This is a genomic window from Halobacillus halophilus DSM 2266, from assembly GCF_000284515.1.
Taxonomy (GTDB): Bacteria; Bacillota; Bacilli; order Bacillales; family Halobacillaceae; genus Halobacillus; species Halobacillus halophilus.
In genome coordinates this window covers 894,747-921,345 of the sequence record NC_017668.1, presented here as the reverse complement: position 1 = coordinate 921,345, position 26,599 = coordinate 894,747, and the positions used below count along the sequence as shown (strand labels likewise).

General features: G+C 43.7%; 22 protein-coding genes. 8 read left to right on the top strand and 14 right to left on the bottom strand.

The features are described from left to right. Nucleotides 1-161: 161 nt before the first annotated feature. From HBHAL_RS04530 to HBHAL_RS21925, 3 genes are all read right to left on the bottom strand, one after another. A complete protein-coding gene (locus HBHAL_RS04530; RefSeq protein WP_014642179.1) occupies nucleotides 162-1,286 on the bottom strand; it encodes an acyltransferase in 1,125 nt (374 codons plus the stop codon). Between the two features lie 177 nt (nucleotides 1,287-1,463). After that, a complete protein-coding gene (locus HBHAL_RS04525; protein ID WP_014642178.1) occupies nucleotides 1,464-2,204 on the bottom strand; it encodes an SDR family NAD(P)-dependent oxidoreductase in 741 nt (246 codons plus the stop codon). 24 nt (nucleotides 2,205-2,228) lie between these two features. Continuing rightward, nucleotides 2,229-2,363 (bottom strand): hypothetical protein, encoded by a 135-nt coding sequence (locus HBHAL_RS21925; protein WP_014642177.1) that lies wholly within the window; start codon nucleotides 2,361-2,363, stop codon nucleotides 2,229-2,231. A 451-nt stretch (nucleotides 2,364-2,814) separates the two neighbouring features. Here HBHAL_RS21925 and HBHAL_RS04520 point away from each other — a divergent pair, with 451 nt between their 5' ends. Next, on the top strand, nucleotides 2,815-3,201 hold the full coding sequence (locus HBHAL_RS04520) for a sporulation protein (RefSeq protein ID WP_014642176.1): 387 nt from the start codon (nucleotides 2,815-2,817) through the stop codon (nucleotides 3,199-3,201). 29 nt (nucleotides 3,202-3,230) lie between these two features. Then, nucleotides 3,231-4,016: a TerC family protein gene (locus HBHAL_RS04515; RefSeq protein ID WP_014642175.1), complete on the top strand. Its 786-nt coding sequence runs from the start codon at nucleotides 3,231-3,233 to the stop codon at nucleotides 4,014-4,016. 84 nt (nucleotides 4,017-4,100) lie between these two features. Here the strand turns inward: HBHAL_RS04515 and HBHAL_RS04510 are convergent, their stop codons facing one another. The 6 genes from HBHAL_RS04510 to HBHAL_RS04480 all read right to left on the bottom strand — a co-directional run bounded on the left by HBHAL_RS04510 (nucleotide 4,101) and on the right by HBHAL_RS04480 (nucleotide 13,315). Continuing rightward, nucleotides 4,101-5,414: an aspartate aminotransferase family protein gene (locus HBHAL_RS04510; protein WP_014642174.1), complete on the bottom strand. Its 1,314-nt coding sequence runs from the start codon at nucleotides 5,412-5,414 to the stop codon at nucleotides 4,101-4,103. A gap of 46 nt (nucleotides 5,415-5,460) precedes the next feature. Beyond that, nucleotides 5,461-6,837, bottom strand: coding sequence for a YjiH family protein (locus tag HBHAL_RS04505; protein ID WP_014642173.1), 1,377 nt, complete (start codon nucleotides 6,835-6,837; stop codon nucleotides 5,461-5,463). 928 nt (nucleotides 6,838-7,765) lie between these two features. Beyond that, complete coding sequence (locus HBHAL_RS04495) at nucleotides 7,766-8,917, bottom strand: saccharopine dehydrogenase family protein (protein WP_041601196.1); 1,152 nt, start codon at nucleotides 8,915-8,917, stop codon at nucleotides 7,766-7,768. 34 nt (nucleotides 8,918-8,951) lie between these two features. Beyond that, a complete protein-coding gene (locus tag HBHAL_RS04490; protein ID WP_014642171.1) occupies nucleotides 8,952-10,454 on the bottom strand; it encodes an aldehyde dehydrogenase family protein in 1,503 nt (500 codons plus the stop codon). 31 nt (nucleotides 10,455-10,485) lie between these two features. Continuing rightward, complete coding sequence (locus tag HBHAL_RS04485) at nucleotides 10,486-12,141, bottom strand: thiamine pyrophosphate-dependent enzyme (RefSeq protein WP_014642170.1); 1,656 nt, start codon at nucleotides 12,139-12,141, stop codon at nucleotides 10,486-10,488. Further along, nucleotides 12,131-13,315 (bottom strand): LL-diaminopimelate aminotransferase, encoded by a 1,185-nt coding sequence (locus HBHAL_RS04480; RefSeq protein WP_014642169.1) that lies wholly within the window; start codon nucleotides 13,313-13,315, stop codon nucleotides 12,131-12,133. Before HBHAL_RS04480 ends, HBHAL_RS04485 begins: the two co-directional genes overlap by 11 nt. Nucleotides 13,316-13,637: 322 nt before the next feature. Between HBHAL_RS04480 and HBHAL_RS04475 the strand changes: the two genes are divergently transcribed. Both HBHAL_RS04475 and HBHAL_RS04470 read left to right on the top strand, forming a co-directional pair. Further along, nucleotides 13,638-14,825 (top strand): CaiB/BaiF CoA transferase family protein, encoded by a 1,188-nt coding sequence (locus tag HBHAL_RS04475; RefSeq protein ID WP_041601195.1) that lies wholly within the window; start codon nucleotides 13,638-13,640, stop codon nucleotides 14,823-14,825. An 11-nt stretch (nucleotides 14,826-14,836) separates the two neighbouring features. After that, on the top strand, nucleotides 14,837-16,030 hold the full coding sequence (locus tag HBHAL_RS04470) for an acyl-CoA dehydrogenase family protein (RefSeq protein WP_014642167.1): 1,194 nt from the start codon (nucleotides 14,837-14,839) through the stop codon (nucleotides 16,028-16,030). A 641-nt stretch (nucleotides 16,031-16,671) separates the two neighbouring features. Here the strand turns inward: HBHAL_RS04470 and HBHAL_RS04465 are convergent. From HBHAL_RS04465 to HBHAL_RS04455, 3 genes are all read right to left on the bottom strand, one after another. Next, nucleotides 16,672-17,145, bottom strand: a complete 474-nt coding sequence (locus tag HBHAL_RS04465) for a lipocalin-like domain-containing protein (protein ID WP_014642166.1) — start codon at nucleotides 17,143-17,145, stop codon at nucleotides 16,672-16,674. 183 nt (nucleotides 17,146-17,328) lie between these two features. Further along, nucleotides 17,329-18,453: an IS200/IS605 family element RNA-guided endonuclease TnpB gene (gene tnpB, locus HBHAL_RS04460; protein ID WP_014642165.1), complete on the bottom strand. Its 1,125-nt coding sequence runs from the start codon at nucleotides 18,451-18,453 to the stop codon at nucleotides 17,329-17,331. 201 nt (nucleotides 18,454-18,654) lie between these two features. Then, nucleotides 18,655-19,863 carry a Bcr/CflA family efflux MFS transporter gene (locus HBHAL_RS04455; RefSeq protein WP_014642164.1) on the bottom strand — a complete coding sequence of 403 codons (1,209 nt, stop codon included), beginning with the start codon at nucleotides 19,861-19,863 and terminating at the stop codon, nucleotides 18,655-18,657. 301 nt (nucleotides 19,864-20,164) lie between these two features. Between HBHAL_RS04455 and HBHAL_RS04450 the strand changes: the two genes are divergently transcribed. The 3 genes from HBHAL_RS04450 to HBHAL_RS04440 all read left to right on the top strand — a co-directional run bounded on the left by HBHAL_RS04450 (nucleotide 20,165) and on the right by HBHAL_RS04440 (nucleotide 22,631). After that, nucleotides 20,165-20,791, top strand: a complete 627-nt coding sequence (locus HBHAL_RS04450) for a YczE/YyaS/YitT family protein (RefSeq protein WP_223254257.1) — start codon at nucleotides 20,165-20,167, stop codon at nucleotides 20,789-20,791. A 188-nt stretch (nucleotides 20,792-20,979) separates the two neighbouring features. Further along, a complete protein-coding gene (gene bshB2 / locus HBHAL_RS04445) occupies nucleotides 20,980-21,669 on the top strand; it encodes a bacillithiol biosynthesis deacetylase BshB2 (protein WP_014642162.1) in 690 nt (229 codons plus the stop codon). Between the two features lie 167 nt (nucleotides 21,670-21,836). Further along, nucleotides 21,837-22,631 carry a FixH family protein gene (locus HBHAL_RS04440; protein ID WP_014642161.1) on the top strand — a complete coding sequence of 265 codons (795 nt, stop codon included), beginning with the start codon at nucleotides 21,837-21,839 and terminating at the stop codon, nucleotides 22,629-22,631. 45 nt (nucleotides 22,632-22,676) lie between these two features. On the opposite strand, the gene typA is transcribed toward HBHAL_RS04440, so the two are convergent. Continuing rightward, nucleotides 22,677-24,518 (bottom strand): translational GTPase TypA, encoded by a 1,842-nt coding sequence (gene typA / locus HBHAL_RS04435; RefSeq protein WP_014642160.1) that lies wholly within the window; start codon nucleotides 24,516-24,518, stop codon nucleotides 22,677-22,679. A gap of 220 nt (nucleotides 24,519-24,738) precedes the next feature. Between typA and HBHAL_RS04430 the strand changes: the two genes are divergently transcribed. Next, nucleotides 24,739-25,689: an RluA family pseudouridine synthase gene (locus HBHAL_RS04430; RefSeq protein ID WP_231853975.1), complete on the top strand. Its 951-nt coding sequence runs from the start codon at nucleotides 24,739-24,741 to the stop codon at nucleotides 25,687-25,689. Nucleotides 25,690-25,971: 282 nt separating this feature from the next. Here the strand turns inward: HBHAL_RS04430 and HBHAL_RS04425 are convergent, their stop codons facing one another. Beyond that, nucleotides 25,972-26,451, bottom strand: a complete 480-nt coding sequence (locus HBHAL_RS04425) for an SRPBCC family protein (RefSeq protein WP_014642158.1) — start codon at nucleotides 26,449-26,451, stop codon at nucleotides 25,972-25,974. Between the last annotated feature and the right edge of the window lie 148 nt (nucleotides 26,452-26,599).

The window sequence follows — 26,599 nt, the reverse complement described above, 5'->3', positions numbered from 1 at the left end:
TGGGTTCTGTTCCTTATTCCGATATAATATAAACCTTGTTTATGAATGGCGGTCAGGAAGAATAGAATCTTCATCATCTGGAGGGGGTAATGGAAGCACTTCCAGATTAAAAAAAGATGCACGCCCTGGAAAGAGCGTACATCTTTGAAAAAAATTTAAATTTACGTTCCAGTCCTTTTATTTTCCGTTGAAACTTTAGGTGTTTCCAAAATCGAAGGTGCTCTTCTTGGGAGTTTTCCAAATAGTAATCCAGGCCGTACGAAGTACTTATGGGTGAACCAGATGACCAAGTAACAAAGGACAATCGTGCTCACGTACCTGAGAAGAATAAACAGATGGAACCAATACCCTTCTGGCGCAGGAATGAACTGAGCCACGAGTTTCAGGATAAAAGGATGAAGCAGATAAAATCCAAAAGAATACACAGCCACACGCTGCACATACGGAATAATGGCTGGCCATTTATCACAGACAACTTCGGTCAATCGGAACAATATATAGCTCCCACTTAGAATGTAGGAAAGGTTCATAATTAAATAAACATACCCCGGGAGGACGAACGTAGAAACCGTGTATAAATGATAGTGTAAGAACACGGTAGTCACACCGGCTGCCAGTGCAAAAACGGCCCACGCAACATTCGTTTTTCTATAGATGAGCGAGCGCTGTTCCTTATAATACGTACCGATCCACGCTCCCAGCAAATAAGGTCCCAGAGAACTTAGGAAGATGGAAAACGGAATCAACTTGAACGTCTGGTCAAAGAAATAGTAACCGATTTCTATAGCAATTCCAAATACCCACATATATTTTTTAAACACAGGAACTTTCTGCGCAACAAACAAAATAATAGGAAATACCAGATAAAATTGCACAATTAAGAATATAAAATGAAGCTGGTAAAAGGATTCTCCTTGGATTATTCTCCAGGTCATCTCTGCAAAATTAAGAGGAACCGCTCCAATATAAAGAGAGAAAGCTTCATAAAATAAGGCCCATAAAAGGTAGGGAACCACAATATAAAGCGCCCGCTTCTTGTAATAATCTTTTAATTCCGGTACTGTCATTTTTTTATCTATATATTTATAGAAAAATACCATGGCTGTAATCATAATGAAGATACCAGCTTCTAATCGTATAATCCGATTGATAAAGTGATAGACTCCAAACTCCATACTACCTTCAGAAAAGACGGATTGGAAGATACCTGTAGTATGAACTAGTACAACCATCAGCATGGCAAACAGCCTTAAAAAATAGATAGATTCAATTCTATCTTTCTGCATAATGATCATCCTTATTATAATATAATTTCAATAAACCTAAGTTATCATACCATAGATGTACAAAATGCGTCTTTTTGTTACAAAAACTTAAACAATTCGTGATGTTATTTAAACAAACCTGCCTTTACCTGGCAGACGTGATAACTAAAAAATACATCACGATTTGCCCTCTATATCTCAAGAGGTACCAAGTGTCATGCCTCCATCTACCACGATTTCCGTCCCTGTGCAGTATGAACTTTCATCCGAAGCAAGAAAAGCTGCCACTCTGGCTATTTCTATAGGCTGCCCAATACGACCCAAAGGGATATTTTGATAGGACTCCGGAACTCCTTTACCCTGAGTAGCCATCTCCGTTTCGATCCCCCCGGGATGAATCATATTGACTCGAATGCCTTTCGGTCCTAATTCAATTGCCGCAGATTTAGACATGGCCACCACTGCCGCCTTAGTTGCGGCATAAGCTGAGGAACGGCTGATAGGAGCAAAAGATGAAATGGATAGGTTATTAATGATCGATCCCTTTTTCTGTTTTTCCATGTAAGGAGTAACGGTTTGCATGCCGATGAATACTCCGAGCTGGTTTACATGAATTAACTGTTGATATTCTTCTATTGTGAGTTGACTGAAAGGTTTACGTATAAGGATTCCAGCATTATTAATAAGAGTATCGATTCGGCCGAATTTTTTAATGACCAGACTGACTGCTTCTTTCCATTCTTCTTCATTGGTAACATCCAACTTGACTGGAAAAGCCTTTTCATTTCCGATTTCTTCAGCTGTTTCCATTGCTTGAGAATAATCCCGGGCGGCAACCACCACACGGCTCCCCAGTTCAGCCAAATGTTCAGCCATCGCTTTCCCCTGTCCTCGATTAGCCCCGGTAACAAGGATTATTTGATTTGTTATATCGGGCATATTTCATTCTCCTAACTAATTATTTTACGGATAGTCGCCTGAAGGATCACTGGTAATTTTGCCGTAGTGATTCTCATAGGCATGCCTCATCGATTTTGCTTCCACAATACTTAGGCTGTCTTCTGGATTGATAATTAAAACGTACCTTTTCAACGGCATCCCTTCATCCTCCAGGGTCTCACCAGTCTATCCTTATCTGCAGGAGTGGCGCAACTGCCAATCCTGCCCTTGCCAACCGTTCCTCAGATAAATTCAGGCGTGTCCGATGAAAGAATTTTCAAAATATAAATTGACAGAGTTGGAAAAATATAATAATATAGAGTTACAGTTAGAGAGTAAAGACTGTGCTCATAAGGAGCTTATAATACTCCAAAGGGGAGTAGCTTACAGTTATGTCGACAATACGTGATGATTCATCACCGGCTTAACTGGCAACATAATGTTGTTTGCGAGACCTTTGCCAATTTGGTAAAGGTATATTTATTTGGATATCCCAAACCTTTACCAGAGCGATGGTAAAGGTTTTTTTAATGCACAAAAAAGAAGGAGTATCATTCAATGAAAGTTGATTATCGAACCAATACCAAAAAATCTAAGGAGGATCCAGCTCGTGATTCAATCATTATTAAACTTATTTAAAATTGGTTCCCCGAAAGTAGATTTAGTGCTGCAATCTCATCAGATTGTACCAGGCGCCATCGTAAAGGGTTCTTTCCACATTTATGGCGGATGGCTGCCGCAAAAAATTAAACGACTGGAATGCGATTTTGTAAAAGAAACGAAAGGCCGGAAAACCGAAGTAATTGCCCCAGCTGCTACCGTGTTAATGTCTCAGACAATGGAACCAAAAGGAATGCGTGAAGTTCCCTTTCACTATCAAATTCCGGAAGATCTTCCTCCTACAACGAACGCAGAGACGTATCGCTTAAAGACAAAAATTGTATTTACCGATGATGTGAAAAGTTTTGACCACGACGAACTTGTCGTTTTGAATTAAACCATAATACATTAAAGAGGAGAAAATGAATGGACATTTCATTATTGATGGAATACGGCTGGGTCTTATTAATTCTAATTGGTCTTGAGGGAATTTTGGCAGCAGACAACGCCCTTGTCATTGCTACTATGGTAAAACACCTTCCGGAAAAGCAGCGGAAAAAGGCTTTGTTTTATGGTCTAGGCGGAGCTTTCGTTTTCCGATTTGCCTCCCTGTTTGTCATCTCCTACCTGGTCCAAATTTGGCAGGTTCAAGCTATTGGTGCTTTGTATTTAATTGGAATAGCTGCTTACCATTTGTTGAAAAAACATGTATTGAAACCAAAATTGAAAAAATCACACTCCACAAGCAAAAGCTCAGGCTTCTGGATGACCGTTGTTAAAGTCGAACTTGCTGATATTGCGTTCGCTGTTGATTCCATCCTTGCTGCTGTAGCTTTGGCCGTGATGCTCCCTGCTACCAGCCTCCCTCAAATCGGCGGTTTAGACGGCGGACACTTTGCCGTTATTCTTGCCGGCGGTATAATCGGCCTCATCATCATGCGTTTCGCTGCTAGATATTTTGTAATTCTTCTCGACAAGCGCCCTGGTCTTGAGACAGCTGCTTACCTTATTGTCGGTTGGGTAGGCGTGAAGCTCGCTGTCTATACACTCGACCACCCAGAAGTCGCACTATTAGCGGACGGTTTTGCTAAAAGCCTGACCTGGAAACTTATCTTCTGGTCTGTTCTCCTCACTATCGGTGCCGGCGGCTGGTTCCTATCTAAGGAAAAAACAGAACCCGTAGCAAAAGTAGAAACGGCGCTTTTAAAATAGACGAAGTACAACGCAGTTTTGGGTCATTCATAAAAGTTTTACACTAATAAAGACGAGAGATCAACAGCGATCTCTCGTCTTTTTCTAATACACCGTTATTTCTTCTTCATAAGCCGTTAAAGCTTCCTCAAACATCTTCAGACCCTCGTCAATCTGTTCTTTACTTATCGTTAATGGAGGTATCATTCGAATGATTTCCGTCTGATTGCCGCCAAAGTAAAAGAGAACTCCATTTTCAAGAGCCTTGTCCAGAACGTTAAATAAACCTTCACTGTTGGGTTTTCCAGTAACGGGATCCACGATTTCAATACCGATCATAAGACCGACTGACCGGATGCGTCCGATTGATGGATGCCGCCCTTTTATCTTATGCAGCTTCTCAGCAGCGTAAGCTCCAGCTTTCTTCGTATTTTCAAGCAGATTCTCTTCCTGTATCACATCCAGAACCGCATTGGCTGCAGAACAGGCGATTGGATTTCCACCGAAAGTTGTGGCATGACTTCCCAACGGCCACTGCTTCATCAGTGCATTTGGAGCAACCGTCGCACTGAGCGGCATTCCATTAGCAATGCCTTTCGCAATCGCCATGATATCCGGTGTCACATCAAAGGTTTGGGAGGCAAACCATTCACCTGTCCGTCCGAACCCTGTCTGAACCTCATCAAAAATGAGTAATAAACCGTAATAGTCGCATAGTTCGCGGACCTTTTGTAGCCAGGCTTTTGGCGGGACGATATAGCCACCTTCTCCAAGTACAGGTTCAACTAAAACAGCTGCTACCTCATCAGATGTCACTTGGTGGGCAAACAATCGCTCGAAATCCTTTTCTAATTGCTGCACTACAAACTGCTCTGGATCCGTGCCTTCAGGGGCATCCTCCACCTGGGCGTATGGAATTTGATAAGATCCGGTCGGATTTAGAAACTTGCGGTATTTACTTTTTGAACTTGTTACACTGAGGGCTCCCATTGAACGCCCGTGAAAACCGCCGATAAATGATACAATGTAAGGCCGTTCCGTCACATGTTTTGCTAGCTTGATGGCTCCTTCAATGGCTTCTGCTCCGCTATTTCCAAAAAAGAAGCAATCGAGATCCCCGGGCATGATTTCAGCCAGACGGTCTGCAAGTTTCAAAATTGATTCATAAATAATGACTCCAGATGGTCCGTGCCCTAGCTGATCTGCTCCTTCCTTAATCGCCTCCACCACTTTTGGATGCCGATGTCCCACATTGGTGGTGGCAATACCCGAAGTAAAATCCAGATACGTTCTGCCATCTACACCGTAATAATAGCACCCTTCTTCTTTAAGTACTGGCAAGTTCGGGTGGTCCTTAGCCATGCTCGGCGCCAGCCGGTTTGACATATTTTCAACAAGATGATTCCAGTCGTTCCCCATTAAAAACTACCTCCATAAAAAAACTCTCTCTATAATAGCACGCGGTTCAGAAGAATAATAGATGAGCCATCAAAGCTGCGATGGGCAGCGTAATAACGGTTCTCTGTAAAAAGATAATGAACAATTCTCCAATGTTCAAAGGAATTTTCGATTTAATTAATAGAATACCAATCTCAGACATATACACTAATTGGGTCAGAGACATGACTCCGATGATAAAGCGGGTCAACTCTGATTCAATTCCCGATCCGATAACAGCTGGCAGGAACATGTCCGCAAATCCGACAATCATTGCCGGAGCGGCGGCCTGAGCCTCTGGTATTTGCAACAGGTTCAAGAAAGGAATAAATGGATAAGATAAGAACGTGAAAATCGGCGTAAATTCAGCAATCATAAGAGCAATCGTCCCAAGGGCCATAACCAGAGGAATAAGACCGAGCCAAATATCGGCGACATTGAAAATTCCTCTATTGATTACACTACGAGCGCTTTTTACCTGGTCGGCCTTTCTTACAGCCTGTTCCACCGCCCATTGGAAGCTTGAATACCCCGAAGGGACAGCCTCATCAATTTGCTTTCCTGCCGGCCCATAGTACGTACTCTTCTTCTGGGAAAGCGGAGGAAGACGCGGACAGATCACCGCCGCTACAATACCGCATACGGCTACCGTGAAATAAAACTGGACGAACATATGGTCAATTCCTATGAATCTTGCAATAACTAAACTGAAGGCGATCGATGCAATGGAAAAGTTAGTCGCAACCACGGCCGCTTCCCGTTTAGAGTAATAGCCCCCTTCGTACTGCTGAGTAGTCAACAACACTCCAACCGTACCACTGCCCATCCATGAAGCTAAAGCATCGACGGAGGAACGGCCCGGAAGTTTGAATAATGGATGCATAACCTTACGGACCATCGTCCCAATGAAATCCATTAATCCAAATTCCAATAACAACGGCATGAACAAGCTGGCAAATAAAAACCAGACCATTAGTACGGGAATCAGATCAAATAACACAACCTGACCAGTTAATTCAGAAGACACCACTTCAGGTCCTGCACCAGTGAGTGTCAGGGTTGCAAAGACAGCTCCCAGTAAACGCAGAACAATCCAGAATAAGCCAACATCAAATAATTTTGCAATAAATGTATGATTGCGAATTGCGGGCTGGCTGATTCCTTTGATTGCAATTGCGCCGACAGCTGAAATCCAAAGTACACTTGTCATAAATAAAGGAATGTAATCGGAAATAGCAGCCTGCAGCCCATCAGCCATTACTCCGAGTCCAATCGTGACCGTACCATCTACGGAGATGGGCACGAGGAACAATAGCACCCCTATGATAGACGGGATTAAGAATTTAACTAATTGTTTGGCTGTATATTTCTTTTCCATCTGTAGTTCTTGCTTTTCTAACTCCATCTTCCTTCCTCCACTTCTGAATATGAATGCATATTTTTTTCGAATTTAAAGGTTATATATCCTTTTCAATTTGTTAATCATACATTTTATTGCATATTGATTCAATGGTTTTTAAGAAGAAACTTACTCCTCTGTTTCAATTTCTAATAACCCCATCCATATTAAGGAATAAATATACATAATCATCTAATTTTCTATAATGATCATACCAAACGCTTTTGAATAGTTCCCATCACTTCTATTCCACTAAAGCGCCGGATTGTGGAAAACTCAGCTTCGAGATATTGTGTGGAGAGAGGCGCTCCAGGGAACGGCTCGCTTTTCGCGGCCCTGCACGACGCAGGGTCGTTCGACGTTGCCACAGGACGTGGCGATCTTAGTCGAACATCCCTTGCGCTGAGTCTCCTCAGGCTGGCGCCTTCCGGGGCCTCACCTGTCATGTTCATCCCGCAGGAGTCTTCGCCGTTCCCTTCCGCACCTTTACGATCATGTAGAGCTCGAAATCCTTTACGTAAATGCCTTCATATGACGAAGAATAACCTGTGCGATCCACGCTAAGCACCGAGTCTGTACAAGATATAAACGCCGCTATAGAAGCATTTAAGACGATGTAAGGTTCCCACTTTTTTCTACTGGCAGGTTCCGTTCGCAAAATTATAGTTGGGTTGGTGGGGAAATGGTGAGACTCCCGCGGGAGAAGGAGCGAGGCGAGACCCCACAGGGAGTGAAACGACCGAGGAGGCTTGCTAGTTCCCCCGCAGGAAAGCGAATTATTTCCCAACCAACCCTCATCCCCATCTTAGTAACGGGCCCAACTATCTCGAAACTGAGTCTTCCAGTATCGGGAGCTTTGCTGTAACTATTGTCACAGAGCTTTAGTAAGCTCTCCATAAAAAAATAGAAGCTGCGTTTAGCAGCTTCTATCATTCTAAGTGATTTGTTTTTCAGTAATGACGACTCCTCTTTGGCCCATCTCTTTAATATAAAGATCACCCGGAACTATTTGCTCAGGAGGACACACACCTTTTTTAGTGATGGCCTGACTGCCGATCATCTGAGCGACTACTGATATCGTGTTGGCCGTAGCTCGTGCCATGGCCGTCACATTTGTGACCCGATCCTTATAGGTGACCATTTCATATTGATAGGCGGCCTGTTTCCCATCCTTTTCTCCGCCCACATTTACTCTCAGAAGAACCGCATCCTCTTTATTCTTTAAGCTAACAATTGGGTCAATCGTCTTTAACAGCACTTCTCTGGTTTTAATCTTCACACCGCCCACCTCAACTTCGCTGTCGTTATGCGTTAAATTCAAGTCGACCAGCAGCTTCATCTTTTCCGCGTGGCCCGGATACCGGATGGTTTTGTATTCCAGCGTACGAACTTTTGGATAGGACTTAAGTAATGTAGATGTTCCCCCGGACGTATGGAACGCTTCAAGCGGACCATAACGTTCAAAATAGATAGGTTCTATTTCCGAAAGGGAGGAGACTTCCTCAAGTTTGCCGTTTCGAATAATGGTAGAAGGATCTGTATAATGATCAAGCAGACCTTCCATTGAGAAAACGTGATTGTATTCTAAAGGAGGTTCTGGCTGGACAGGTATGCCTCCAACAAACAGGCGCAGGGAATCCAGCTTGTCCAGTTTACTAACTCCATAGCCTGATAGAATATTAATCATTCCAGGAGCTACCCCGAGATCAGGAATAATGGTGACTCCTGCGGCCCGGGCTTTTTCATCCAGCTCCAACACTTTGTCCGTGATATGACCGATATGCCCTCCAAGATCTACGGAACTTACACCTACCCCTATGGCTGTTCTGGCAACCATCTCATTGAATGAATAGAATAAAGCATTAATGACGACATCATAAGATTTCATAAAAGCAGCCAGTTCAGCAGCGTTTCCTGCATCCACTTTATAAGCGTGAATTTTAGGAGAGTTTATGCTCTTACAGACCTTCTCCGCTCGAGATAAATCAATATCAGCGAGTCCCACGTGCTCGACTCCTGGACTATGGACTAAATCCCTAGCTGCTTCTTTACCCATTAGACCAGATCCAAGTACTGCTACTTTCATCATCCGTCCTCCTCTTCCCTCATGACCATACAATCTACTCCACGTCGATTTGAGCACGCTGTAATTTACCGCTAAAATCCACATACACGGATTTCCATTCCGTAAACACATCTAAAGCGGCAAGACCGGAATCACGGTGCCCATTGCCCGTTCCTTTTGTTCCTCCAAAAGGAAGATGAATCTCTGCGCCTGTTGTCCCTGCATTTACATACACAATTCCTGTGTCCAGATCGCGCTGGGCTGCAAAAACCTTATTGATATCCTTCGTAAAGATAGAACTCGAGAGACCGAACTCCACGCCGTTATTGATCTCAACAGCTTCTTCGAGACTCTTTACTGGAATCAGGGAAACGACCGGTCCAAAGATTTCTTCCTGAGCGATACGCATATCGGCTTTCACATCTGTGAATAGTGTAGGGGCGAAATAATGCCCTTTTTTATGTTCTCCATTTTCCAGTACATAACCGCCTGCAAGCAGCTTGGCCCCTTCTGCATTCCCTACTCGAATATAACTTTTTATTTTTTCAAGTCCTTTTTGATTAATAATCGGACCTACCTTGATCGATTCATCTAATCCGTTACCTATGGTCAGCTTAGCCATTTCGTACATCAGCCGTTCTTCTAATTGATCCTTTAAGCTTTCGTGAACCAATACGCGGCTGCAGGCGGTACAACGCTGTCCGCTCGTTCCAAATGCGCTCCACAAAATACCCTCTACGGCTAGTGAAAGATCAGCATCATCCATAACAATGACCGCGTTTTTGCCTCCCATTTCGAGTGAGACTTTTTTCAGTTTTTGACCGCACTTAGAAGCAATTCCGCGCCCCACTTCATTAGAACCAGTAAACGAGATGACCCGTATATCATTTTCTTCAAGCATAGCTTCCCCGACGGAAGAACCTGAACCGAATACGACATTGATAACCCCTTTAGGAAGGCCTGCTTCTTCAAATATTTTAGCTAATTCAAAAGCCATGACCGGTGTTTCGGAGGCGGGTTTCCATACAACCGCATTCCCTGCGACGATGGCCGGAAACGACTTCCAAGTCGCTATGGCTATCGGAAAATTCCATGGTGTAATTATTCCGACCACTCCCACAGGGGCGCGTACACTCATAGCGAATTTGTCCTTCAGTTCGGATGGAGTGGTCTGGCCGAATAACCTTCGTCCTTCCCCAGCCATATAGAAAGCCATATCGATCCCTTCCTGCACTTCTCCGCGTGCTTCTTCCAGCACCTTTCCATTTTCCATCGTCAGCCAGCGGGACAAGTACTCTTTTCTTTCTTTCATAATTAAACCAACACGGTAAAGTACTTCCGCACGCTGAGGAGCAGGAACAAGCGCCCAGTCCTTTTGAGCTTTCTTGGCAGCCTCTACAGCGGAAGCTACTTCTTCTTTACCAGACAATGGCACTTGCACCAGCGTTTCAAGCGTAGCCGGATTGGTTACATCAGCATACGCACCATTACCAGGTTCCAGCCATTCCCCATTAATGAAATTCTGAAGTTTTTCTTCTTGGTTCAACTTTTGACTCACAGGTAATCTCCTCCTCGAACTAACTTTAACTTTAATCTGCAGCTCGCTGCCTTATTTGTTGAATTGTTGAAGACACAGATATCTGTTCTGCATCACTTTCTATTTCAATGAGAGCCGGCTCCTGGCACTCCAGGGCTCCCAGTAAGGCTTGTTCAAACTCGTCAGGATTCTTAACGTAGAAACCCATGGCACCTAACTGAACGGCCATATCCGCAAAAGGCACGTTCCCAAGATCCGTTCCAATCGTTTTAAATGGGTACCGCATTTCCTGGTGCATACGGATCGTTCCATACATACAATTGTTAAATACAATACTAATGACCGGAATGTTATACCTTACAGCGGTCTCAAGCTCCTGCATGGTCATGAGGAACCCGCCATCTCCAGAGAGAGAAACGACCGTACGCTTCGGATGAGCTAACTTGGCTCCGAGAGCCGCCGGCAAACCATATCCCATGGCTCCGGATGTAGGGCCAATATACGTTTTCTTATAGTTGAACTGGTAGTACTTATGGAGCCATCCAGCAAAGTTTCCGGCATCATTCGTAAGAATCGCATCATTAGGCAAATGTTCTTGAAGAAGTGCGATGATCCGCTGATTACTATTGTTATGAACCGATTGACTCAGCGAAGATTGATAGATTTCTCTCCTCTTCATTGTCCAATTCTTCCAATTTGGAACAGCACTTAAAGTTAAAAGCGCTTTCAACCCTTCTTTCGCATCGGCTACAATTCCCACATCAGGTGCATACACTTTCCCCAGGGTTTCAACATTTATATCCATATGGATCAAGGTCTGATCCTTATTGAATATCGTATAATCCCGGGTGGTAATCTCTGATAACCTTGTACCTACTGAAAGGATGAAATCTGCTTCCTTCACCGTCTGCACGATAGATTTCTCCGTTCCTAAACCGAGATGACCGGCATACAGCCTGTGGTTATTTGGAAAAACATCCTGCCTCCTAAAGGCCGCCATCACAGACATATCATATTTCTCTGCAAATTGAACGAGCGTGTCTTCTGCACCAGCTATTTTCACTCCGCCACCTGCAATAATGAGAGGACGCTCTGCTTTTTGCATATACTCTTCTACAAGCTTAATTTCTTTTCGGGATGGAGCAGGACAGGGCCTGACCGTTGGATTTTGAAACTCCATGGTTGCTTCTTTTGTTAGTAGATCTTCCGGTAAAGAAATGACTACAGGTCCCGGCCGTCCTGTTTGTGCGATCCGAAAGGCCCGCTGAACCAATTCAGGAATGCGGACAGGGTTATCGATTTCAACCGTCCATTTCGTAATCGAACTAAAGAAGTGAGCCAGGTCAATTTCCTGGAACCCCTCTCTCCCTCTGAAGCTGCTGTGAACTTGTCCTAAAAAAACGACTAAGGGAGTGGAATCCTGATAAGCTGTGTGCACGCCAATCGCAAGATTCGATCCGCCCACCCCTCTTGTAGCCATTACAACACCAGGCTTACCCGTAGCTTTTGCGTAACCTTCAGCCATAAAGGAAGCTCCGCCCTCATGCCGTGCAGATACAAGCTTCATAGAGGGTTCATTAAGAATAGCGTCCATGACTGGGAGATAGCTTTCTCCTGGTACACAAAACACTTTCTCGATGGCTTCTATTTTCATGCATTCTATAATTGCCCTGGCACTTGTCATCAATGGCGATTCCTTATGGACCATTCGAATGCTCTCCTGCCTTCATAATTTTCATACGATTAACCGCTTCCTGCAGACGCTCTTCAGGGACGGATAAGGAAATCCTGAAATACCCCTCTCCTTTCTTTCCGAAAGCTGTTCCTGGTGTTAAAATCACTCCGGCCTCATCCAGTACTTTTTCAACGTACCCTTGAGATGTATACCCCTTTGGAACGGGTGCCCAGATAAAAAAGGTGCCTCTTGGACGATCTGCATGTATGTCCATTTCCGATAAACCAGTTAGCATCCGGTCCATACGCTTTTCATAAATCCTGTTATTCTCTTTCACTGTTGAGAAGTCACTGTTTAAAGCAGCCGCTCCTGCTTTTTGAATAGGCAGAAACTGACTGGTATCGGTGTTACTTTTCATTACAGCTAAGGCTTGTATCAATTCTTTATTGCCTACCGCATATCCAATTCTCCACCCGGTCATATTAAAACTTTTCGATAAAGAACCAAACTCCACCGCCGTCTCTTTCGAACCTGGTATCTGCAGAATACTGGGAGCCTTATAACCAGAGAACGTTACTAAATCATAAGCAGCATCGTGAGCTACACAGAGCTTATGCTGCTTCGCAAATGCCACAGCTTTCTCAAAAGTCTCCATCTCTACCGTTGCCCCGGTTGGATTCCCGGGATAATTTAGAATCATGAGTTTTGCTTTCTCCACGTCTTCCTCTACCAGCAATTGATAATCAGGTACATACCCATTCTGTCTGTCCAATGGATAAGGAAGCGCCGTTCCGTAAGCAAGATGGACAGCTGATTGATAAACAGGGTAGCCTGGATCAGGAATCAGCACCCCGTCCCCCGGGTCAATGACCGCCCGAATTAAATGAGCGATTCCTTCCTTTGAACCAATTAAGGCAAGTACCTCTGTCTCTGGGTCGAGGTCAACATCATAATGCTTCTTGTAAAAGGAAGCGACCGCCTGCTTAAATTCCTCGCATCCGCCGTAAGGGGCATATTTATGATTGTCAGGATTGGCCGCTTCTACAGTTAAACGATCGATAATAAAGGACGGAGCAGGCAAATCCGGAGCTCCTATTCCTAAATCAATAACGTCTATCCCCTGCTGTTTTAATTTCTTCTTTTTCTCATGAAAGATGGAAAATAAATAAGGAGGCAGACTTTTCACCTGTCTTGAACCAAATTCCATTGTAAAACCCCCAAGTCACTGTCAAGTAATCTTAATTTCTAAGATGTAAATGAATGGGCCGCTTCTGAGACCTGTCCTGCTTTTCTCAGATTTGTCCCACTGCTCTATCCTATTACGATAGAAATTATTTCATGATAGGCATTTATTCGTTGATTAAAAATGAATGAAGCATTCATATCCACCGTACCCTTGGAATAAGATGAAGTGTAACCCTTTTAGGACAGACCCTATTACGATCAAGACCATCGTTCCCAAGCCAGTTGGATTCATACTTCGTATGGGTTCTTCTGGCTTTTTACTTGTTAGAAAGGAAGTGATTCATTTGGCTGGGGCTCTTGAAGGAATTCGTGTACTTGATTTGACCCGGGTGCTTGCTGGTCCTTATTGTTCGATGATTCTTGGAGATTTAGGGGCAGACGTTATTAAAGTGGAGGCCCCTGGAGGAAGTGATGATACCCGGAAGTGGGGGCCGCCGTTCCAAGAAGGAGTCAGTGCTTATTATGCATGTGCTAATCGTAATAAAAAGAGTCTCACCATCAATTTAAAGGCCGAGAAAGGAACGAATATCATTCGTCAGCTAGTATCTGAAAGTGATGTTATCCTTCATAATTTTAAAACTGGAACCATGGAGCGCCTTGGGTTGGGTTATGATCAGCTAAAAAAAGTTAATGAAGGAATTGTATACTGTTCGATCACTGGTTTTGGTGAAACTGGTCCATATAAACACCTTCCAGGGTACGATTTCATCATTCAAGCCATGAGCGGACTGATGAGCATTACAGGAAACGAAGAATCCGGTCCTCAGAAAACGGGTGTTGCGATCACGGACATCTTAACAGGGTTGTATGCCTGTATCGGCGTTCAGGCTGCTTTACTCGAGCGGTCTCATTCAGGGTATGGCCAGCAACTCGATTTATCTTTATACGATGCGGCTGTCAGTTCACTTGTTAATATAGGAAGCAATTATTTAATGTCTGGTGACATTCCGGGGCGCCTCGGAAATCACCATGCCAACATTGTCCCTTACCAAACTTTTCGAACTAAAGATGGTGACATGGTTATAGCAGTTGGAAATGACATTCAATTTGCTTCTCTCTGCCAAGTCATCCAAAAACCCGAGCTGGCTGCAGATATTCGCTTTCGCACGAATCCAGATCGAGTCTCCCATCGACAGGAGTTAATTCCGCTCTTACAAGAAGGATTCCTTGAGAAACCTACAGATTATTGGAAGGAAAAATGTCAGGGAGCCAATATCCCATTTGGCCCTATCTATACGCTGGATGACTTATTTCTCGACCCACAGCTTAAAGAAAGAGAGATGTTTCTAAAAGCCGAGCATCCTAAAGCCGGCCCCATAAAAATGATCGGAAGTCCGTTGAAACTGTCCCGATCCAAGGTAAAACTAAAGCGCCACCCACCTGAACCCGGAGAACATACGGACGAAATTCTTAAGTCCCTGGGGTATAAGAAGAAGGAAATTGAAGAACTGCGAAAAATGAGTGTTATTTAAGGAGAGATCTTATGGATTTTGATTTCAGTGAAGAGCAGGTCATGCTCCGCAGGACAGTGCGCGGATTTGTGGATAAGGAAATCATGCCGTATATCGGAGAGTGGGATGCGAATGGAAAATTTGATCCAAACTTGTTAAAAAAACTGGCTGACTTAGGTCTTATGGGCGTCTGTATTCCAGAAAAATATGGTGGAAGCGGCATGGACTACAATTCCCTTGCTATCGTATGTGAAGAATTAGAGCGTGGAGATACGGCCTTCCGAACCGCTGTGTCTGTCCATACTGGTCTTAACAGTATGACGCTATTGCAATGGGGAACGGATGAACAAAAACAGCGGTACTTAGTTCCGCAGGCAAAGGGGGAAAAAATAGGAGGATTTGGACTTACAGAACCCGGGGCTGGCTCTGATGTCGCCGCACTCCAAACAACCGCGAGGCAGGATGGCGATGCATATGTGCTTACCGGACAGAAGACGTGGATCTCCCTTTGTGATTCGGCCGATTATTTTCTCGTTTTCGCCTATACCGACAAAAGTAAAAAGCATCACGGCATTTCAGCCTTTATCGTGGAACGAACCATGACAGGGTTCTCTTCAAAAGGTATCAAAGGAAAATTAGGCATACGCGCCGGAAATACAGGAGAATTATTTTTCGATCAAGTCAGGGTACCTAAAGAAAACTTGGTCGGCGCTGAGGGCGATGGGTTTAAGATTGCTATGGCTGCATTGGATAATGGCCGTTTTACGGTGGCGGCCGGGGCTTGCGGTCAAATCATGGCTTGTCTCGAGGCAAGTGTTGATTACTGCCATGAGCGTCATACGTTCGGAAAGGAAATCGGAAGGCATCAGCTGGTCCAGCAAATGATTGCAAATATGGAAACTGGTCTTCAAATGAGCCGCCTCCTCGTCTATCGGGCCGGGGAGATGAAGAATCAAGGTGTTCGGAATACGCGGGAAACGTCGCTTGCTAAATGGCAGGCCTGCAATTTTGCGAATCAGGCTGCGGATGATGCCGTTCAAATTCATGGAGCTTATGGTTACTCCAATGAATATCCGGTTGAACGCTATTTACGTAACTCTAAGGCTCCGGTCATTTATGAGGGTACAAGGGAAATTCACACCATCATGCAGGCTGAATACGTCCTTGGTTATCGGAAGGATAAACCGCTAAAACAAACGCTCCCTGCCTGGCAGTTTAAATCCTGATTAAAAAAGAAAGGCGCCTATTCCTAGATTAGCGCCTTTCTTTTTGGTTAGCTTCAAGATATTCATTAAAGAATTTTGCCACACTAGGGTCGGATAGTGGAAGACTCGATTTCGAGATGTTTGTAGGTATTTAGGGTCGTTGGGGAAGGACTCGCTTTCCTGTGGGGGAACCGGCAAGCTTCCTCGGGCTGCGCCCTGTGGGATCTCGCCTACTCCCTTCTCCCACGGGAGTCTCCCCCTTCCCCCACGACCCTTGCGATATAAAAGGCTCGAAATTATCTTAGGAAAACGGAAGCTATGATCATATGGATCATCGTAAAATATAGCTGTTAATCAAGATTTCCACGTTCAAAAGCTCTACACCATGTATATCATTTCAAGCCTCTTCTTAACGTATAGGGGTTGGGAAAACGGGGAGACTCCTTTGGGATGAACATGATCGGTGAGATTCTGCAGCAATTTTAAAGCCCGAGGAAACTCACCACAGAAGAGGTTCGACTAAGAATGTCACGTCATGTAAGAACGTCGAACGACCCTGCGTCGTGCAGGGCCGGAGAGCGAAAATCGTCCCCTGGAGGAACTTCCTCATCAAACAATATATCGAAACTGAGTCTTATAGAAAAAGGAGCTTTTCTGAATGATCAACCTTCATTTTTTGAGGATGAGTCTGCTCTTTCCCAGATTAATTGTGTATTCTTTTCCTGCCCCTGAATAAAAACCGGCTGGCTGTTAATAATCAATCGGTCTCCTTCAAATTGAACGTAACGCGGCTGCGTATCGCCTTCCCAGTTCGGATTCAAACTTACCGTCATATAGTGCTCAACCATGCTTTTCCCTGAATCTATTTCGTATGTCCCAGAGTAGGCAAGATACCCTTTGGCAGCTGCTGCGACCGCCTTGGTCGGACCCGTATGGATGCCGCCTGCTGCATAGGCAAGCCGTCGTGAACTCATAATTTGAACAGACATATATCCATCTTCGTGGTAAATAGCGATTCCCGAGGCATCTTTACCCATTGGGTGATTGGATACGCCCCTCGAATCTGTCACCTGATAATTAACGAGTTTCCAAACCCCGGTTAATTTCTCCTTAAGTGTCCGCTCCGCTTCGTTCATCGTTAAACTCTCCTTATATGATCATTTGTTTATTATTTAGCCCATTCGTTTATTTTAACAAAAAAAGCACGAGATATTTTATAATTTGCCTTGTCTCAAATTGAACTACCCCCACTTACTCGCTGACGCTCCTTGAAGTTGGGGGATTCCTAAGAGCACAAACCTAACGGTTCGTTCAAATGATTAGGCTAGCCCCGTCGCACCGACGGTTGGAAGGATCCTTTGAATCTCCTTCAATATATTGAAGCTCGCATTTAGATCGCGGTCGTGGTGGCTTCCACAATTTGGGCAGTTCCACGTTCGAACAGCGAGATTCTTCACCTCATCGTTTTGGTATCCACAATAGGAACACAGTTGCGAACTCGCAAAAATTTTTGATACGGGTATTAATTGTTTTCCGTACCACTTTGCTTTGTATTTGAGCATAGACGTGAACATCGACCAGCTCGCATCACTAATCGATTTGGATAGTTTTCGGTTCTTGAGCATATTGGAAATTTGGAGATTTTCTACCCCGACCACATCGTGGTTTTTGATGATTTCGGTAGAAATCTTATGCAGATGATCTTTGCGAGAGTTTGCAATCTTTTCGTGGAGTCTAGCTACTTTAATACGTTGCTTATGCCAATTCGAAGATCCCTTTACCCTTCGGGAAAGGATACGTTGAGCTTTTGCTAGTTTCTTTTCGGTCTTACGTAGGTATCGTGGGTTTTCATAGGTGGTGCCATTCGAGAGAACAGCGAAGTCTTTCAATCCGAGATCAATGCCTACAGAGGAGTTGGTTTTAGGAAGTCTCTCGACTTTTGTATCAACAAGAATAGAAACAAAATGTTTACCTGAAGGATTCCGCCTAACAGTTGCGCTTAAAATACGCCCTTCTACTTCACGACTCTTAGCACACAACACCCAGCCTACCTTTGGTAGCTTCACTTTATTACCGTCGATTCTGATATTGTCTTTGTTGTATTGAGCGGTATAAGATTGCTTTCTATTCTTTTTAGACTTGAATTTTGGTCTATTGTTAAGTTTCTTAAAAAAGCGATCGAAAGAATCTGCAAGATCCCTCAGCGAATTTTGCAGAGCTGTACTATCAACTTCTTTTAACCATTGGAAATCTTGTTTGATTTGTGTCAGTTGTTTATTGCATTTTGCATAAGACAAACCTTTACCAGAAAGTTTGTAAGCATTGTTCCACTTGGAGAGGAAATGATTAAACACAAAACGTGAACATCCGATGGATTTAGCAATTAACGTTGTTTGTTCTTTACTAGGATAAATGCGAAAATTATAAGCTTTGTGCGTCACCATTTTCACCTCCGTACAGGAACTTATGTTCTCATTTTAGAATACCATACGACCGTAAAAATAGAAAACGAAAACCTTCGCCTGAAGGCGAAGGCATGCATCTCTCCCTTACCACTGGTCTTCGACACAGTGCTTGAAGAGGGAGGCTTCTGCCGATAAATGCTAAAAAGACCCAGACACGCGCAAATCGTCTGGATCTTTCATTTATACTTGTGCGGCTTGATTTTTGCTCGTTAGCGTAAAGAAAGCAATCGAACCAATGGAGGCGGTAATAAATAACGTGGCTCCCATTGGAACAGCGGTGCTTTCATCCAGACCGACAAGCGGAGAAACCATCGATCCAAACAATAGAGGCAGCATCCCTAAAACAGCACTGGCACTTCCTGCCCGATGCCCCTGATGTTCCATGGCAAGCGTAAAGGTACTGGTTAAAACCATTCCCATAGCCGTCATGTATATAAAAATAGGGATAACAAGCGAAGCCAGCGGTCCTTCAATAATCGTCATAATTAAAAGAAATGAGGTAGCACTCACAGCCGTAATGACTGCTGCTCGAAGCAGGCTTCTCTCATGAATTATGCCGCCCAGGCGGCCAATAAGAAAGCTGCCCGTAATAATCGCCAGACCATTGATGCCGAACAAAACACTGAAAACCTGTGGAGACACGCCGTAAATACCCTGATACACAAACGGAGTCCCCGACACGTACGCAAAGCTGCCCCCGTGTACAAATCCGATCGTTAACGCATAACCAATAAAGGAACGATCCTTTAAGAGCCTCCCAATCGTTTTTATGGACTCCCGAATTGAACTTGGAATTCTCTTTTCAGGCGGAAGGGTTTCTTTTAACTTCAGGGCAATCGTCGATACAATGATCAAACCTAGCAGGCAGAGGAAATAAAAAATCGTATGCCATGTTGCAAATGGCAATAGCAAAATAGCTCCCCCTGTCATAGGTGCAATCATCGGCGCTGTTGCATTAATGACCATTAACAGAGCAAAGAACTTTGTAAGCTCTCTTCCATCGAAAACATCACGCACAACCGCGCGGGATAGGACAATACCTGCTGAAGCTGTAAACCCTTGAATAAAACGCGCTATTATTAATATGTAGATATTAGGAGCGAGCGCGCAAAGCAGGGAAGCAACCGCAAATAAAAATATGAACAGAAGCAAAGGCTTCCTCCTGCCCTGGGCATCACTAATCGGCCCTACCACAATCTGTCCGATCGCAAGTCCGATTAAACAAGCCGTCAAACTCAACTGTACGAGTGATGCAGAAGCATTTAAATCCGAAGCAATTCCCGGGAAGCTTGGTAAATACATATCTATATTCAGCGGGCCTAAAATTCCGAGCATACCTAGAAGTAAAGCCAGACCCAGACGCTCTTTTCCTGTTGGATTATGTAGCATTAATCTCATACCTTTCTTTACGAAACCATTCGTTTATTTCCCACTGCTGTATATCCCCCGCTGTAAGAAGCTATTAAACTACGATTTTATCTTTCTTTAAACAATAAATCCACTTTTATGATTGAAAAACTTCGAGTCCTGCCCCTATTCCCCTGAACTACACAGCAAACTAGTAAAAATAATCCATATAACTTCCTCTATTGACGGCGGGGGGCACCGCTATTAGAATAGCCGAAGGAAAAAAGCAAAGGCTTTAAGTTTCAACTTATGAGAAAGATGAGGATTCACAATGCTATACCGTATGTCTATTTATATTCTTGGCATGTTTGTTAACTTTTTTGGTGTAGCCCTTTTGATAAAAGCCACATTAGGTGCAGGATTCTGGACCGCGTTATTTGTAGGATTATCTGATCGGCTTGGTTTTACTGTCGGAATCTGGTACGCCATTTTTCAATTGATTTTTATTTTTGTTAATGGCTGGCTTATGAAGCAAAAGCCAGAAGTAAGAGCTCTGCTCCCGCTCGTTTTAGAAAGTCTTATACTTGATTTTTGGGTAGAAATTGTATTTAAAAATATGACGATGGCGTCTGCTCCATTTCTCGTTCAGCTAGCGTTATTGCTGATAGGTGTTACCTTCAGTGCGCTGGGTGTGTCGATTTATATTTTACCTCAGCTGCCGCGGGCTCCTGTGGATCAACTATTTTTGGTGGTCGCCAAGAGATTTAATCTGAGCTTACGGGTGAGTCAAACGGCTATAGCTCTTACAACCTCTACCGCCGCTTTCTTTGTCGGCGGGCCAGTCGGACTAGGAACCGCAGCTGGTGTGGCTTTTGCCGGTATCATGATTCAGTACTTTTACACGTATGGTTATCCATTATATTATCTATACCACCCTAACTACCGCGAACGGCTTACTCCCGTATTATAAATTTCAAGCCCTCTGGCCATTGGCCAGGGGGTTTTTCCTTTATTATCTGGTAAATATGAACTGGCTCTCTCATGTAGAGAAGGCCCTAACGACCATTTCATAAAAAACTTCAAAAACAAATAGCTTTAAAATTACAAGAAATTACGTGATAATGTTAAAATAGAAAGCCTGCAAAAGGAGTGAATCAGATGATTGAACAAGAACGACACGTTCTCGTTATTTTTCCGCACCCCGACGATGAAGCTTTCGGTGTGTCAGGAACCATTACATCATATATAAAACAAGGAACTCCCTTAACTTATGCGTGCCTTACACTCGGTGAAATGGGCAGAAATCTCGGAAATCCCCAATTCGCGACACGGGAATCACTCCCCGATATCCGCCGTAAAGAATTAAAAAAAGCGGCAGAAGCAATGGGAATTGAAGACCTCCGTATGATGGGGCTTCGGGATAAAACACTCGAGTTCGAAGATGATCAACAAATGAAGCAAATGGTACGAGATTTAATTGATGAGCTGGAGCCTTCTTTAGTTATCAGTTTCTACCCCGGTTTTGCCGTTCATCCCGATCATGAAGCCACGGCACGAGCAGTAGTCCGAGCTCTTCGTGAGATGGAACCGGACGAACGGCCAAAATTTCATGCGATTGCTTTCGCTAACGACACGGAAGAAAAGTTAGGAGAGCCGGATGTAGTGAACGATATTCAATCCGTACAAACAGAAAAGCTGAACGCAATGCGTGCCCATATCTCTCAAACTGCACGGATGCTTGAGATGCTAGAAGAAGGCATTAAAATCAAAGATCCTGAAGCTATGAAGTGGGTCACTAATGAACGTTTTTATACGTATAAAGATTGGTCCATAGACCCCGGGAGATAAAAGAAAAGGAAGGTTGGCTCTATAAGAGTGCAGCCTTTTTTTCTTGTTGTCTGACCATAAGATGTGCAGGTAATTCCTTATGTCACAGGAATGTCTAAAAACGCACATTTTGGTTTAAGATAGAAATGTTATGATGAAAGACAGAAACTACGGAAAGGAGTCTGATCATGAATCGATTTCTATGGAGTTTACTCGTATTTATATTTATTTTACTATTAGCTGCTTGCGGAACGAATGAACAAAGCCAGCAGAATAACGAAACAAGCTCTTCGGAGGATCAAGTAGCTGAAATTCCTGAAGTAGAGGTAAAGTTTGGAGAGCAGCCACTTCCCGTAAAAGAGAAAACAAACATTGAAGCAGTCGTCACACAGGGAAGTGAACCTGTAGAAGACGCTGATTATGTAGATTTTGAAATTTGGAACAATTCACAAGGTCAGGAAAGTTCCAAAACCATTGAGGCAGAGCATACAGGTGACGGAATCTATACGATCGAATATACTTTCGATTCTTCAGGTACCTATCAAGTTATTGCGCATACACAAGTAGGAGATCTGCATACGATGCCTCAGGTTGAAGTAAAAGTTGGAGAAGAACAGTCAGCTACTTCTGATGATAGCACCTCACACAGTCACGAGGATTCACAAGGTCACGACGAAATGAAAGAGAAATTCATGGTTCATTTTATGAAGGAAGAAGGCTTTAAAGCTGGAGAGGAAGTGCAGCTAACCACCCACATCAATCAGATGGAACAGCCATTTGAAGATGGTCTGGTGCGTTTTGAAATCAATTCCGAGCAATTGGATAAGCATATTTATGTGGATGCCAAAGAGCAAGAACCTGGAGAATACACAGCCGCTCACTCTTTCCCTGCTGCTGGTGACTATACCATTACCATCCATTATGAAAAACCGGATCAGGATATTCACGGCCACCAGGAAGAGACAGTTGAAGTTACAGAGTAAAAAAAGGCCTGAGCCTCTAATAAAGAGGTTCAGGCCTTTTTGTTATTAAATATCAGCGTTTTGCAGTTTTTTCTGCTTCGCCATTTTTTCACGTTCGTTTTTGTTCAAGTATTTCTTACGAAGACGTACGTTTTCAGGTGTTACTTCGCAATACTCATCGTCATCCAGATACTCAATCGCTTCTTCAAGCGTCATTTTACGAGTTTTCTTGATGGTATTTGTCGTGTCTTTGTTAGCGGAACGCACGTTCGTTAAATGTTTTTCTTTAGTTATATTAACGGTAAGGTCGTTTTCGCGGTTGTGCTCTCCTACAATCATTCCTTCATAAACTTCAGTACCCGGTTCTACGAAAATAGTTCCCCGGTCCTCAAGGTTCATGATGCCGTAAGTGGAAGCTTTTCCTTTATCAAGGGAAACAAGCACACCTTCACGGCGACCGCCGACTTGACCTTTAGTTAATGGAGCGTAGCCATCAAACGTATGGTTCAAAATTCCGTAACCGCGCGTCTGAGTCATAAATTCAGTGGAATATCCAATCAATCCGCGAGATGGTACAAGGAATTCAAGACGAACTTGACCATTGCCGTCGTTGACCATATCCTGCATTTCACCTTTACGGTAACCGATAGATTCCATAACACCGCCCTGATATTCTTCAGGCGTGTCGATTTGAACGCGTTCAACCGGCTCACAAACCTGGCCGTCAATCTCTTTCAAGATAACTTTCGGCTTGGATAATTGAAGTTCAAAACCTTCACGACGCATGTTCTCTACTAGAATGGACAGGTGAAGCTCACCACGGCCGGATACCGTAAAGGCATCTGGAGAATCCGTAGGTTCAACACGAAGACTGACATCCGTCTCTAATTGAGTCAATAGACGCTCTTCGATCTGACGGGAAGTTACATATTTACCTTCACGTCCAGCAAATGGGCTGTTATTAACAACGAACGTCATTTGAAGCGTCGGCTCATCAATACGAGGAATTTCCATTGCTTCCTGATTATCAGGAGGGCAGACGGTTTCTCCTACGTTAATGTCTTCAAGTCCTGCAAGAGCAATAATATCTCCTGCTTTAGCTTCTTGGATTTCTATACGTTTTAGACCAATGAAACCAAAGAGTTTGGACACTCTGAAGTTTTTCACTGATCCGTCCTTCTTCATAAGAGAGACTTGCTGTCCCACTTTGATACTGCCTCTAAAGACGCGGCCTACACCAATACGTCCAAGATAATCGTTGTAATCCAAAAGCGTTACCTGGAACTGCAATGGCTCTTCTTTCGTATCTAAAGGAGCCGGGATATTGTTCATGATTAATTTGAAAATCGGATCCATCGTATCGTTCTGTTCTTCCGGCTCATCGCCTGAAGTGCCGTTTAGAGCAGATGCATATACAACAGGGAATTCAAGCTGTTCATCATCCGCACCAAGCTCGATGAACAGATCAAGGACTTCATCAATTACTTCACCGGGACGGGCATTCGGACGGTCAATTTTGTTCAATACAACTACGGGTGTTAACTTTTGTTCCAGTGCTTTTTTAAGCACGAAACGTGTTTGTGGCATACAGCCTTCATAAGCATCAACCACTAGAAGTACGCCATCAACCATTTTCAGAATACGTTCAACTTCTCCACCAAAATCGGCGTGACCTGGTGTATCAAGAATGTTGATCCGTGCATCATTATAGTTGATCGCGGTATTTTTCGCCAAAATCGTAATTCCGCGTTCTTTCTCTAAATCGTTTGAGTCCATCGCACGCTCGTCAACGTGCTCATTATCACGGAATGTTCCAGAGTAATGAAGCATTTGGTCAACCAATGTGGTTTTCCCGTGGTCAACGTGAGCGATGATCGCTATATTGCGAATATCATTTCTGTGTTGCATGAAGCACACACCTCTTTCGTTTCACTAATTATTCAACCCATCTATTATAACATAGTTATGCAGATGTCGATACCAGTCCACAATTCTTTACATAATCGTCATAATAACCACTTTTCCTCTCTTATAAACTTAACAAAAAAGAATGCATTGGGTAAAATAGCCATTGCGTGAAGAAGAACATCCCGGGTAAAATAACGAGAATGCCGCACGATATCAATTAATGAAGTTAGGTGTGTATATGAAAACGAAAAGAATTGGAGAATGGCTGGAGGTTACTATACCAGAGAAATGGAACGGGTATACCATTGAACGGGTCATGAAAAAAGAATGGTTTGTGCCGAGAAAGCTGGTCCACGAATTCCGCTCCAACAAAGAATTGACGTTAAATAATGAAACCGCGAACTGGAAAGATACAAGAGTACAGGCAAACGACCTTTTAAGAATTCGATTATTCAAGCCTCGCCAGCTTGAGGTCACACCTGTGTACATGGACATCGACGTCGTCTATGAAGATGACCACCTGCTGGTTGTTAATAAACCTGCTGGATTATTTACCCATCCCAACACACCGGATGATCATCATACGCTGGTTAATGGTGTTGCTTTTTACTTTCAGATGAACGGTATTGAAGCCACCCCAAAGTATGTGCACCGGCTTGACAAGGACACATCGGGGGCAATCCTTTTTGCCAAACACGATTTGGCTATTGCCATGCTAGGGAAAGAACTGCAGGATCGAAATATTAAAAGAACATATATTGCGTGGGCCCATGGCCGGTTAAAGCCGAAAAAAGCTACGATAGATCAGCCTATCGGCAAAGACCGCCATCATCCGGTAAGACGCCGTGTTTCCCCAAATGGTCAGCCGGCTATTACGACTTATGAAGTGCTTGAATATGATAAAGCAAGAAAGGCTTCGCTGGTTACACTTAATCTCCAATCGGGACGGACACACCAGATTCGTGTGCACATGAGCTATTTAGGCCACCCGCTTCTCGGTGACGAACTGTACGGAGGAGAAGAAAAAAATGGACTTTCTCAGGCTCTTCATGCCGCACGTCTGACATTTATCCACCCTTTCACCGAGAAGGAAGTTCGCTGTCTGGCTATACCTCCGGAAGATTCGCCCTTCTTTAAAAAGGAGCACGTAGAAGCTTTGGAAAATTTGTAATAATTGTCTACTTTACTTTATGGATTTTGAGTAGAAGGTGTGCTAATCTTGGCTTGTTAGCCTTTTCATAGTAAGAGAGCACATAAACTAATAGATATAGAATGATTCGACGTCAGGACGAAGGGTTAACTTAACACCACATGCAGAAAGCCGCTCTTAATTAAGAGCGGCTTTCCTAGCGTGTTGAGGATTTTCCTACCTGTTTTTTTCGTTCGATAGAAAAACTTCTCCTTCTTTCGAATCTGAAATAGCTTTTAATTTAATTCAGGTTTTTCTGATGAACTAGGTGTCGGGATTGTCTCCACTCATATATTCATCTTCTGCAATCTGCTTTAGATTTTCTGACCGGCGAGCGAGGAAATCCCTCATGTATTTTTTTAGAAATAACCGATTAAAAACTTTTCCTACAGGACCAAATGGAGATTCAAATTGTAAGATGTCCGTCATAAGCGTACCCCCATTCTGTTCCTCAAAAAGGTGAACGTGGATAAGGGATTGAAAAGCGCCTTCTTCCATGCGGTCCACGAACTCATAAGGCGGATTCATGGAAATGATCCGAGCTGTCAAAGTCTGCCGGATCCCTAAGTGAATGGCTTCCCACGTCACGGTTTCTCCTTCATGTATTAATCCTTCCGTCACTCCAGCCACTGCCTTCTCTTTTGTATGAGGGACTGACTGAGGATGGAGGCTGATATTTCTGGCGATGTCAAAACAAAACTCGATCGGAACATCGATCCATATCGCAATTTTTACCACCGTCATTCCATTCCCTCCTTTAACATATATGTTCAACATTGTTGTTAATTTTAATAAGCAATTTCTTCCACAATAGGGCCGGATACTGTAAGACTCAGTTTCGAGATATTGTGTGGAGAAAGGGGCTCCAGGGAACGGCTCGAAATTCTCTGAA